At 33.7% G+C, this 12,125-nt stretch carries 12 protein-coding genes and 1 pseudogene; 10 read left to right on the top strand and 3 right to left on the bottom strand.

Features of this window, described 5'->3' with window-relative positions; genetic code table 11:
- Positions 1–141: 141 nt before the first annotated feature.
- On the bottom strand, positions 142–327 hold the full coding sequence (locus tag BLV40_RS12655; RefSeq protein WP_026592323.1) for a hypothetical protein: 186 nt from the start codon (positions 325–327) through the stop codon (positions 142–144).
- A gap of 652 nt (positions 328–979) precedes the next feature.
- Between BLV40_RS12655 and BLV40_RS12650 the strand changes: the two genes are divergently transcribed.
- The 7 genes and pseudogenes from BLV40_RS12650 to BLV40_RS12620 all read left to right on the top strand — a co-directional run bounded on the left by BLV40_RS12650 (position 980) and on the right by BLV40_RS12620 (position 6,427).
- Positions 980–1,645 carry a hypothetical protein gene (locus tag BLV40_RS12650; RefSeq protein ID WP_026592324.1) on the top strand — a complete coding sequence of 222 codons (666 nt, stop codon included), beginning with the start codon at positions 980–982 and terminating at the stop codon, positions 1,643–1,645.
- Between the two features lie 461 nt (positions 1,646–2,106).
- Entirely contained in the window at positions 2,107–2,214 is a 108-nt protein-coding gene (locus tag BLV40_RS12645; protein ID WP_000505670.1) for a YjcZ family sporulation protein, read from the top strand.
- Positions 2,215–2,595: 381 nt separating this feature from the next.
- A pseudogene (locus tag BLV40_RS12640) lies at positions 2,596–2,847 on the top strand (CPBP family intramembrane glutamate endopeptidase); the annotation flags it as partial.
- A gap of 452 nt (positions 2,848–3,299) precedes the next feature.
- Positions 3,300–4,286 (top strand): NAD(P)-dependent alcohol dehydrogenase, encoded by a 987-nt coding sequence (locus BLV40_RS12635; protein ID WP_090690548.1) that lies wholly within the window; start codon positions 3,300–3,302, stop codon positions 4,284–4,286.
- A 183-nt stretch (positions 4,287–4,469) separates the two neighbouring features.
- Complete coding sequence (locus tag BLV40_RS12630) at positions 4,470–4,961, top strand: COG4315 family predicted lipoprotein (protein ID WP_090690545.1); 492 nt, start codon at positions 4,470–4,472, stop codon at positions 4,959–4,961.
- Between the two features lie 166 nt (positions 4,962–5,127).
- Positions 5,128–5,679, top strand: coding sequence for an RNA polymerase sigma factor (locus BLV40_RS12625; protein ID WP_026592328.1), 552 nt, complete (start codon positions 5,128–5,130; stop codon positions 5,677–5,679).
- Between the two features lie 10 nt (positions 5,680–5,689).
- Positions 5,690–6,427 carry an anti-sigma factor gene (locus tag BLV40_RS12620; protein WP_090690543.1) on the top strand — a complete coding sequence of 246 codons (738 nt, stop codon included), beginning with the start codon at positions 5,690–5,692 and terminating at the stop codon, positions 6,425–6,427.
- A 123-nt stretch (positions 6,428–6,550) separates the two neighbouring features.
- On the opposite strand, the gene BLV40_RS12615 is transcribed toward BLV40_RS12620, so the two are convergent.
- Positions 6,551–7,843: a histidine--tRNA ligase gene (locus BLV40_RS12615; protein ID WP_090690540.1), complete on the bottom strand. Its 1,293-nt coding sequence runs from the start codon at positions 7,841–7,843 to the stop codon at positions 6,551–6,553.
- Positions 7,844–8,274: 431 nt separating this feature from the next.
- Here BLV40_RS12615 and ybaK point away from each other — a divergent pair, with 431 nt between their 5' ends.
- Entirely contained in the window at positions 8,275–8,748 is a 474-nt protein-coding gene (gene ybaK, locus BLV40_RS12610) for a Cys-tRNA(Pro) deacylase (RefSeq protein ID WP_090690538.1), read from the top strand.
- A 152-nt stretch (positions 8,749–8,900) separates the two neighbouring features.
- Here ybaK and BLV40_RS29330 read toward each other — a convergent pair whose 3' ends face one another.
- Positions 8,901–9,110: a hypothetical protein gene (locus BLV40_RS29330; protein ID WP_090690535.1), complete on the bottom strand. Its 210-nt coding sequence runs from the start codon at positions 9,108–9,110 to the stop codon at positions 8,901–8,903.
- 364 nt (positions 9,111–9,474) lie between these two features.
- Here BLV40_RS29330 and rraA point away from each other — a divergent pair, with 364 nt between their 5' ends.
- Together rraA and BLV40_RS12595 are read left to right on the top strand one after the other, a co-directional pair.
- Entirely contained in the window at positions 9,475–9,960 is a 486-nt protein-coding gene (gene rraA / locus BLV40_RS12600) for a ribonuclease E activity regulator RraA (RefSeq protein WP_026592333.1), read from the top strand.
- Between the two features lie 377 nt (positions 9,961–10,337).
- Positions 10,338–12,116: a DUF4430 domain-containing protein gene (locus BLV40_RS12595; protein WP_090690534.1), complete on the top strand. Its 1,779-nt coding sequence runs from the start codon at positions 10,338–10,340 to the stop codon at positions 12,114–12,116.
- The last annotated feature ends 9 nt before the right edge of the window (positions 12,117–12,125 follow it).

Raw genomic sequence — 12,125 nt, 5'->3', positions numbered from 1 at the left:
CGTGAGCCTACGCATGTTCGTATACTAGGCATTATTTACTACTTCATTTGGAATATTGTAAAAGGTGTTAAGTTGTTAAAGAGTGCTTAATATAAAAAGGGCAGCCGAAATTTGCGACTGCCCCTTTTTTATTAAAAATCTTTATTTATGGTTATCTTCAAGAGGTTCCAGAACGTTCGATGGAAGCTGATTAGTTGGAGCTAATCCAGATCCTTCACTTGCTGTTTGAAGTGATTGTAATTTTAGAATTACACCTGCCTCTGTAGCAATTTCGTCCTCTTTTACTCGATGGCTTGATTTAGATGTATTTTCATTCGCTTTTTCCATTTTACATTCCTCCTTATTACATGTAGATATACAAGCAACATAATTACAAAAGTGTTTTTCAGTATAGTACTTATTATTCATTTGTAACATTGAATAATATACATGTAGTAGCTATTTGATTTTTTGAATTTATTGTTTCTACTGCGAAATGATGAAAAATGTCTTGATCCCCTTTAAAATTCCACTTAAATACAAACTCACCATTGAAATGTAGAAGTAAAAACGCACCCGATAATAGAATTATTTTCTTCTAATATCTCATTAATAATTCATAATTTTATTATGTTAACAAAAATGTTGAGAAATAATAGGAAGCGTGAAATATTTTATGAATTTATTTTTTGTGCAAAATAAATGGATTGTCAGAAAAAGGGGACTTTTGGTAGTGGAATTATTATTGTAAAGCTATAAGTAATTTGCCCATTACTCCGTATAGGGCAATATATTCCTCTGTTTTTCCTGGGGATAACTGTATACAAAATGCGTTATACAGAGTAAAAAAGCTCGAATTTTAAAGTTTAATGCATAATCGCTTGTCGTATAAATATAAGGATTTCTGTCGGAAAGATGATAGTTAGAACAAAAAGGGATTTTTATAGATAAATAGAATCGTAAAGAGGAGGATAAAAATGTAAATATAGGAGGCTTTATTATGAAAATAAAAAAAATAACCATTGCATCACTAGCAATTGGTACAATGCTCTCCATTACAGCTTGTAGTCCCTCTGCAGAAAAAGATCAAGTGAAAAAGGAACAAACGAACGCACAAGAAGAAGCAAAAACAACGAATGCTGATGAAACTTCTGCTACGAAAAACGATGAGAAAGAAACAAACACATCTACTAATGAAAAAACAGAGAAAGATCAAAAGAATTCCAAAGAATCGTCTGGAACGGAGAATAACGCTAAATCTACGAACCAAACTTCAAATGGGAAAACGACAGAAAAAGAAACAAATACTAAAACAAACGAGCAAACGACAAGTGGAAAAACTGCAACGAAAGATACAAATAAAAGTGTAGCTGTGAAAGCAAATGTAAAAGCAGTTGCGCAGCTTATCGACAGCTTGGATAAACAATTAGCTGCAAACCCTAAGTTAGATACAGTGAATCAACTAGGGAAGCAAATAAATGAAAAATGGGATGTAATTGAAAAAGAGTTAGAAGCAACACATCCAACTGATTATAAAACGATTGGACAAAGTATGTATCCTTTAATTGTTGCGACTGAAAAAGAGAAAATAGATGTGAAACGAATCAAATCATTAACGACGAAAACAAAGCAAGATTTAAATCAGCTTTTAAATAAACTTTCATAAATTATGAAATAGTGATTTCTGTGCAAAAGGAGAAACAATATCGGTTTCTTCTTTTATTTAGTAAGTGTCAAATATTCCCCACCCACAATTTGTAAATAACCCATGAGATAATCTCCTTACATACTACAACTGAAAATGGAGTGGAAGCTCTTAACTATGCTATTAAAGCTGGTTTTATTTGGGCAGCTAATGAGGTAAATTATAAAATGACTAGCAAAGGGACTAGAGTTTATATAAGAAACTGGAATATGGTTAGGCCCATTCAAATATACGGTAGATAAATTTAATATTTTACAGAAAAATCTCACCCTCAAATCCTATGTTAATAGGGCACCTTAATGGTGTCTTTTCTTTATTTATTAAAGGACCTGCTCAATTAGTTCGTAACAACATAAAATAAACCGAATCCGTTACATGTGAACCCCTATGTTTTTCCCCTCTTACTTAAAGGAGGAACTATTATGGGCTTTGGTGGTAGTTGTGGAGGTTGCGGCTTTGCTGGAGGATTTGCATTACTCGTTGTACTCTTCATATTATTAATCATTGTTGGAGCTGCTTGCTTCTGCTAAAAAACAATTAGAAAAGGCACTCATGAGAGTGTCTTTTCTTTATTGAGTACCGCTACCCATCAATTTAAGAAATTGGTTGTTTCCCAAAACGAAAAAAGTGAGCTGAATTCTGATAAATAACTGTAGAGATATAGAATTTTTGTTTTGGAGCTATTTCAAAATCTTAGCTTGATGGCGATGAGGCGGGGCACCTTAGAGCGGTAAATAGAGATCTAGTGATTATACTATTCAAAAAATGTAAAAAAAGTAAATCCTAAAACAAGGAGAAAATCAAAACTGATAAAATAAAATTATTGTGGTTGTCCTAATTACCATTTTTCGGATAATGATGTGTTGTTGTATATTCATAATTAATAAAATAATAAGAAATAAGGGGTTGTTATGGAAACAAAGATTATGAAGTCAAAGAAAAAAATTGATTCAAAATCTCTTTTGGCTTTGGGATTATTGATTATTTCCGGGATTATGTATCAATTTATAGGGGTTGTTTTAGGGGATAATATACCTAAACTATTAGGAATGATTCTTGAGGCTTTATGGAATCTCATATTATGTGGAATTATAGGATACTATTTTTTAGGTAAAATATCGTTAGAGCAATTTAAACATTTTAATTTTAAGACATTAATATTTTTTTAAAACAAGAGTAACGTCAAGAAAATACTGACTTGATACGCACTCTTTATTTATTTCTATCACGAGTATAGTTTGAAAGGTCTTCAAGAAGATCAATTGTTAGTAGAAAGTCAGCATCTAAGACTAGTTTTGGATGCCTTGAAGATGGAGTACATGTATATGCAGATGTAGCAAAAACTAAGTTTAGGCAGAGCTGGTTTTAATTTTTAACAAGTGAAGAACGAAATTTTATGTAGACAAAAAGGCATACCATAAATATATTATGTAAACCGAATCGCGCTTATAGGTAAAAGACTATTTATAAATAGTGGCCCACCTTTTGGTAAGCTGTTCTCTTTTGAGGTACCCGCATTGAAAAAAGCTTATACTCGTTGAAGAGTGAACCATTGTTCTATCTATTCATATTATTCGTATGATATTAATAAATAGAACGAATTGGAGGAAGTTTAATGAAAGCAATTGTGTACACAAAGTACGGTCCCCCCAATGTTCTTCAACTGAAAGAGGTAGAGAAACCTGTTCCTGAGAAAAATGAAATACTGATCAAAATAAAAGCGACAACTGTAACAGCAGGAGATATTCGATCACGGAGTTTTACGATTCCTCGTTCTGTTTGGTTACCTGCTCGAATCACGCTCGGTTTTAGTCAACCTAAAAAACCAATATTAGGAATGGAGTTAGCTGGAGAAGTTGAGTTAGTAGGGAAAGAGGTCAAGCGGTTTAAGGAAGGAGACCAGGTTTTTGCGGCCACCCAAGTGGGTTTTGGTTCTTATGCCGAGTATATTTGTCTACCTGAAGATGGACCGGTATCTATTAAGCCCTCCAATATAACATATGAGGAAGCTGCTGCTATTCCAATTGGGGCACGTACAGCCTTGTTTTTTCTTAGAAAAGCTAACGTTCAGAGTGGTCAAAATGTTCTTGTGTATGGAGCTTCGGGAAGTGTAGGAAGTTATGCTGTACAGCTTTCCAAATATTTCGGAGCAAAAATTACAGGAGTGTGCAGTAACGCAAATTTAGAATTGGTAAAATCTCTTGGAGCCGACAAGGTAATTGATTACACTGCAAAAGATTTTTCTACTACAGACGAGACTTATGATGTGATTTTTGAAGCGGTAAACAAGAGCTTGTTTTCAGATTGTATCAAGTTGTTAAAGCAGGACGGTATCTATATAAATGTCGTTGAACCGTTGCCAAGCGTTCGAATGCTATGGACTAAATTGACAAGCAACAAGAAGCTAATATTAGGTCAAAATTCACCTGAAACTTTCGAAGCGTTAGACTTCCTGAAAGAACTTGTTGAGATAGGTAGGATAAAAGCGGTCATTGACAAGTACTATGCGTTTGAAGAGATTGTGGAAGCTCATAGATATGTTGAGAAAGGACATAAGAAGGGAAATGTAGTTATAAATATGGAACAAAACAACAAATCCTAATTAATGAAGAACGCTCCGAGCTGAATAACAATTTTTTGTATAAGAAAAAAGGCATAAATTGATAGAATTAACAAAGATGTAAGCAGAGGGAGAGGCTTGCATCTTTTTTTATTTTGTATCAAACCAATCAAACCTTTCTATCGTTACCTTAAATATAAATAAAAAATTGAAGGAGGAGTCAGTATGAAAGCATGGCAATGTATTGTGTCCATATTAGTGAGCTTTTTTTTATTAACAGCGTGTAATAGCGATAAGAAAGAAGATGTTCAAAGTAAGAAAACGAGTGGAGAAAACGTGAGTGAAGTTAATAGTAATAAAAACGAATCTCCTAGTTTACAATTATTAGAGAACGATAAGGTTGGAAAATACTTAGCAGATTCAAACGGAAAAACACTCTATTATTTTGCAAAAGACACATCTAAGGTAAGTAATTGTAGTGGTGACTGCGTAAAACTTTGGCCGCCATTTGTTGCGAAAGATTTTGAAGTGCCAAAAGGATTTGATAGAAAAGACTTTGCTACGATAATAAGAGAGGATACGAAGGAACAACAAGTAACGTATAAAGGCTATCCCCTCTATTATTTTGCTAATGATAAATCAAAAGGAGATATAAATGGACAAGGGGTTAAAGATATATGGTTTGTACTGAATGGTGAAACTACATTTAAACAGTGATAGAAAGCACGCCGAATAGGGCGTATGCCAGCGAATAGTGAGATAAATATTCTGTTAAAAGGAGCGACCAATGTTGTTGGTGGTTCCTATTTTTCTATTTGAATTATATAATTAAATTAATTTAGAATTATCAGAAAAAGAAAAACAATAGGGAGTGCAGGTGAGAATGAAAGAAAAAAATGATTATGAGTTAATGCAATTAGTACAAAGAAACTATCGTCCTGCATTAGAAGAACTATATGAACGATATATTAAGTTGATATATAGCTTCACTTTTAAATTTTTCCAAGGAAATGAGGACAAAACAAAAGAAGTTGTTCAATTAATTTTCTTGAAACTTTGGACAACTAAAAGTATGTATAATCCTTCAAAAGGTGATTTCGTAAATTGGATACTTACTATTACAAGGAATATATGTATTGATTATGTCCGAAAAGAAAATAAAGAACTTATGTATAGAAACTTTAATAATCTTTATGATTCTGAAAAACATATGCATATAGCAGATTCAGAAAATCAAATCGAGAAAAGGATGCACAGTGTTGAAATTCAAAAGGCAAAGCAGAATTTGTCTACGTCTCAAAAAAGATTAATCGACTTGCTATATTGGAAAGGTTATTCCCTTAGTGAGATTGCTAAAATGGAAGATGAACCATTGGGAACCACTAAAAGTCGTCTTCATCAATCTTTAAAGCAATTAAAAAAATATCTAGAATAGAGGGGATAGTATGGAGAGAGAATGTGAGCATTTATTATCCTATGTTACGAATACATTTGATGATAGAGAACAAAGAGCGTTTCAAGAACATTTAAAGACATGCCCCAAATGTCAAACTGAGTATCCAGCAATGCAGGCAGCTTGGGAAGCAATGTATTTCGATTTTGAAGAGAAAGAAGTACCAGAAACATTAAAAGCTGAAGTGTTTGATTTTATATTTGTTCGCGAACAAACGAATAGAGATAACAAAGTAACAGCGAAATTGAAAGAATGGACGGTTTTACTAAAAAAACAATTTACACCGTTAGCAACAGTATTACTAGGAACAATGTTAGTGATTACAGTAGCAGTAACAATCGAAAATTCGCAATTAAAAATACAATCTTTAGCTAAGGATGAATTAAGCAGTGATCCAATGAAAGTAATCTCTACTCGTCCATTAGTATCAATCGATCAAAACGATGAAAATACAAAAGGGTATGTATTTGTTATGCAACAAGGAGATAAGAAAAAATTAGTTGTACAAGCTGATCATTTGCCACAAGTAAACAAATCAGAAGTGTATCAAGTTTGGTTATTAAAAGATGGAGAAAGAAAAAACGCTGGAATATTTAAACCGGATGAAACTGGATCAGGACTTCTGACATATGAAATTGCACAAAAACAGTCCTTTGATAACATTGGTATTACACTTGAACCAGATTCGAATAGTACGAAACCACTTGGTAAAAAAGTACTAGGAACTTAAAATATTGATGTGACAATAAAAAGCAGAGCGAATTCATGTGCGAATTGTTCTGCTTTTATATGTGTTTGTATAGTTGCGGGTATTTCGAAAGAGAACGGCTTAACCTTCTAATAGGCTGCTTTTTTATAAATAATCCTTTAATGTTCCATCTTCAATACAAGATAGGGGGAGGTTTATTTCGGTACCTTCCTTCATATTACGTAAAACAATGGTTTCTGTAGAAATTTCAGTTTCACCAATAATAAGCACGTAAGGAATATTCTCTTTATTTGCGTAATTAAGAGCTCGCTTTAATTTACGGCCGGCAAGTTCCAGTTCAACTTTGAAGGTACTTTTAGAACGCAAAAGTTGTGTGATTCGTAAACATTCCACTTCGGTGTTAATAGGAATAATGAAAATATCGACAGAAGCAGATTCCGTTTCTTTTTGCGTAAGAGCTGTATAAATAACATCCAAGCCAAAGGAAATCCCTACTGTTGGATAGGATGTATTATCGTTACGAAAAGCCCCAATTATATTATCATAACGTCCGCCACTACCAATGCTTGAAGTAATGCTTCCATCTGCTAAAAAGATTTCATAAACTGTGCCTGTATACATAGTAAGTCCTCTTGCTAAGAATGGATTAAACACAGCATTGTCTTGGATACCAAGTGCGAGTAAATATTGCTGTAATTGCTTTAGTTCATTGATTCCCTCTATAACTAGTGAGTTTAAGAAAGTTTGGTTAAATTCATCAATTTCTAATGTCATACAAGATTCAACAGTATGACAAACTACCTCTACAGTGTCATTTGTTATCCCACGGCTTTGTAAATCCTTTCGTACGCCATCAACCCCAATTTTCTCAAGTTTATCTAATGATAAAATAACATCGTTTGTTTGTTCGTTTGGAATTTCAATCGATTGAAGGATACCTGTTAATAACTTACGATTATTATATTGAATGGTAACATCTAAGTTTAAAGTTTTGAAAAGATCAAATGCCATGGCCATTAATTCAGCTTCAGCAATAACAGATTCTACGCCGACTATATCAACGTCACATTGAATAAATTCACGAAACCTTCCTTGTTTTATCGGTCCATCACGAAAGACCTTTCCAATTTCATAGCGTTTAAAAGGAAGCCTGATATCTGGGTTCATTGCTACTACTTTTGCAAATGGAATCGTTAAATCATACCGAAGTGCGAGTTCACGATTTCCTTGATCACGTAGTGTGTACATCTCTTTTAAAATTTCAGCACCGCCTCCATATTTATAAGCCATCAGTTCATACATATTTAATGTAGGTGTTTCAAGTGGTTTACAGCCATATCGTTCAAAAGTCTCTTCACAAGCGCATTTAATTTTGTTTCTAAGCAACTGTTCCGCGGGTAAATAATCTTTTGTTCCTTTTACATTCCTTACATCCATTTAAATCACTCCTTTTATAAAATAAAAAAAGCTATGCAGGTATAAAAATACCCACATAGCTTTATGAACGCTTCGTGGGTAACAGGAAAAGCCCTGTACCCACGAAGAAAAAATTCTTCGGATACACGGCGTTATATATGATGATGAAGTTGGAAAGAAGTACAATTAAACATATTGGGTCTCTCCTTAAGTTTTTTCAAAATTATAACAAATGATTTTTGAGATAGCAATGCTTTTTGAAAACAAAAATGAGATTAACGGATGAATTAATCTTATATAAACAGTGTGAGTGATATGTTTGTCATTCCTTGTTAGAGAATAGTAAAGTAAGTTACAATATTTATGTATTGGAAATTATATTTCCACCGTCTACATCTCAATTTATATATTACATAGTACATATAGATTTATTACAGGAGGGTTTTAGCACAATGGAATACAAAACGAATGTAATGCGGTTGTTAGATAAGAAGAAAGTTAATTATAAACATTATAGCTATGCGGATACTGATGCTATTAGTGGAATAGATGTTGCCTTGGTATTAGGACAATCTCCCAATCAAGTCTTTAAAACGCTAGTTACTATAGGGAAATCAGGAAAACACTATGTTTTTGTTGTACCTGTCAGTGAAGAGTTGGATTTGAAAAAAGCTGCTGCAAGCATTCGTGAAAAATCAATAAGCATGTTGAAATCAAAAGATTTACTCTCGCTTACTGGTTATATTCATGGGGGTTGTTCACCGATTGGGATGAAAAAATATTTTCCTACCGTTATTGATAATAGTGCTATGGAGCTAGATACAATAATCTTTAGTGCTGGGAAGATAGGATATCAAGTTGAAATAGAACTAGATGAATTGAAAAAAATGATTCGTTTTGAACTACACGACATTGTAGTTAAGTAGTATATTACTAATTCCGGTGATCGAGTTGGAGATATAATAGATCCGTGTATTGAAATGTAATAAAAAAGAGCCATTTGGCTCTTTTTTATTATTTTATTGAGAAGGTCTGTTCTTCTTAACGAAGTAAAGGTAGTGGGGCTAGGTACTAGGATTTAATTCGTATTATTTTTGAATTTCGGTATCTTTTTAATACTTTCGGTTCCCATAAGACTGCTAATAAATGCAATTAATGCACTTGAAGAAATAAATTTAACTATATAAAAAATTCCTGTTCCAGTAACTAAATCTAAGATTAAAAACCTTTTTATAGTTGAGCCTTTTATTATGTGAATAACAATTTGATCGTTTTTCCTATTCAACATTGTCACACCCTTATCCTTTTATAAAAGAATATTACAAGAAAAGGTTGTCCTATTCACTCATGAGTACATACTAGTTGTCTGATTTTAGTGATGATAATTAAAAAGGGGCTTTAAACAAAATATAAAAACAAAAGAGCAGCTAGTAAAAACTAACTGCTCAGCCCCAGGGAAAGGGAGAAAAGATTGTAGGTACTACAAAATTGGACTCAAGCTGTTCACCAGCCTTTATATAGTATGTACGGGATTTGAAATATTATGCAGTTTGGAAAAAAGTTATAGTATACAAAATTTTGCAATATTAGACAGGTGAAAAATAAAACGACAAGAATATGTAACATATACTAAAAAGAAGGGAGGGAGAAAAATGTGGAGAACAACAGATCTGTGTGATGCTTTTGAAGGAGACGTACAAGTATGTAAGCCTATATTTCAATCATATGGAAAGAAAGAACAATTTCATGGAAAAATTGCAACGGTTAAAGTGGAGGATGATAATGTAATAGTAAAGGAAGCTCTACAAACTTTACCGGAGGGAACAGTGTTAGTAGTTGATGGAGAGGCTTCTACAAATTGTGCGTTACTTGGAGATAATTTGGCAAATATAGCAAGTCAACGAAATTTAGCAGGGATTATTGTATATGGATATGTTCGTGATTCTAAAGAATTACGAAATATTAACATTGGTATTTTAGCGTTAGGTACAATACCGAAGAGAAGTAGAAAAGAAGGAAAAGGAGAAAAAGAAATTCCTTTACAGTTTGGAGCAATTGAGTGGATTCCAAATCATTATGTGTATATCGATGAAGATGGTGTTATTGTATGTAAACAACCACTTCATAGTAAGCTATAGTGACTATATATAGGCTTTATAGTTTCACGTAACAGACTAATATTCATAGGAAATAAATCAGAGAAAGCATAGACAAAATTTCGTGTCAATAGTAAAATAATACAGATATTTATAATTTAATGAATGTATAGGTATGTCGTTTATACGATAACTTTTAAAGGAAATAGGTGGAAATGAAATGGGTTCGCCGCTAAAAGTGAATGTTATCACAATAATACATTCATAAGCTACACTGTCTTTCCTATACAAATACAACCGCTATCTATGCGGATAGGAGGTGTTGTGCATTTTGTATAGCACTCACAGTAGAGTGTTATTGCACGCCCTTGAAGGGTCTTTTTTTATGCATATGTAAGCAAAGGGAGGAATAAGCAAGGATGGCAATGATGAAAAAATGGCTGCTTACATCGATTATGGCAGTTGCATTAGTGTTTGTTTCATTCACAAATACTGTACATATTACGTTTGCTGAAGGGAAAACAGCAACACTTGCGATTATTGGGGAATCGCAAAGAGGAGTTATTCTTTGTCCGAAAGAAGTAGCTATTGAAGATGGAGAAACAGCCTATAGTTTGTTACAAAAAGTAATGGGGACTAAAGTAACAGCTGAGAATACGCAATATGGTATGTATGTTAAAGGTATTGACGGTTTAATGGCTGGTGAGACAAGTGGATGGGCATATGATGTAAATGATAAAGCTGCCATGGTAGGGGCGGATAGTTATAAATTAGAATCTGAAGATGTTGTTACATTTCGTTTTGTTGTAGATTGGAACAATATGAACACAGAAACATTGCAACAAGTTCTTGATAAGATGGGAACTTGCAAAAAGAATCCAGATGCGGAAAAACCGGAAGAACAAAATCCAGATGGTCAAAAGCCTGAGGAACAAAAACCGGAAGAGCAAAATCCAGATGGTCAAAAGCCTGAGGAACAAAAACCAGAAGAACAGAAGAAGCCAGAAGAACAAAAGCCTAATGAGTCGAAAGAACCAATCACAAATGAATTATTAATGAAGCAATTAGATCAAGCGATTGCTAAAACATCAAAAAAAATGATCGAAGACGGAATTGATAGTGATTGGGTAGCAATTGCACTTGCTCGTTCAGGAAATAATATTCCAGTAGAAACAAAGATTAGTTATTTACAATCTTTAACACAAAAAGTAGAAAAACGAGTGGAACGATTTACCGCTACAGATATAGCAAGAACTGTTTTAGCAGTAACAGCGGTAAATGGGAATCCAACGAATGTTGCAGGGAAGAATTTAGTTCAAAAACTATATCAATCTGAGAAACTAAATTCTATTACTGGTTATACATTCGCTTTACTTGCACTGGATTCAAAAAAATATGAAGTACCGGCTGAAGCAAAGTGGAATCGTGCTGCTTTAGTAAAAGAGATTTTAAATGCACAGCATACAGACGGTGGCTGGACATACCATGTGGAAAGTAGTAAGGACGAGGCTAGTAGTATTGATGTAACAGGTATGGTTTTATCGGCACTAGCACCGTATCAGAAACAACCAGAGGTAAAGCATGCTGTAGATAAAGCTGTGCAATATTTAACAAATAAACAATTGAACACTGGTGGATTTGAAGCTGACGGTCAAGAAAATTCAAATAGTGTTGCACAAGCAATTATTGGACTTGCTATTGCAGGGGTTGATCCAACTAGTGAAGCATTTACTAAAAATAATGTAAGTGCAGTTCAAAATTTAATATCATACCAACTTGCAAATGGTGAATTTAAATGGTTGCCAAATGACCAAGAGGGCAATGGTATGGCGACTGAACAAGCACTTCTAGCGCTTGTTCAATATAAATCGTTTGTAACTGGTCAAGGTTCTATATATGATTGGACAAATTTATCAACTGAGGGCGACGAGAACGCAGTTGAAGAGCCGAAGGAACCGGTAGTGGAAGAGAGCAAGGAGATTGAAAAGCAAGAAGTAATTCAAAAACCACAAGAACAAACAAACGATAAGAACTCTCGTGTTGTTACAGAAGAGAAAACATTAAATAATGAAAAAACTGCGAAAAACCATCAATTACCGAAAACAGGAGCATCTGCTTGGGACACTGCAATGCCAGTAGGAATGGGTGTATTGTGTATTGCTTCAGCATATGTTTTATGGAGACGAAAAGCAGCTTAACAAAAAATT

The organism is Bacillus sp. 166amftsu (assembly GCF_900107445.1).
Taxonomy (GTDB): Bacteria; Bacillota; Bacilli; order Bacillales; family Bacillaceae_G; genus Bacillus_A; species Bacillus_A arachidis.
The sequence above is the reverse complement of the archived record's forward strand: the minus strand, read 5'-3'. Positions and strand labels throughout refer to the sequence as shown.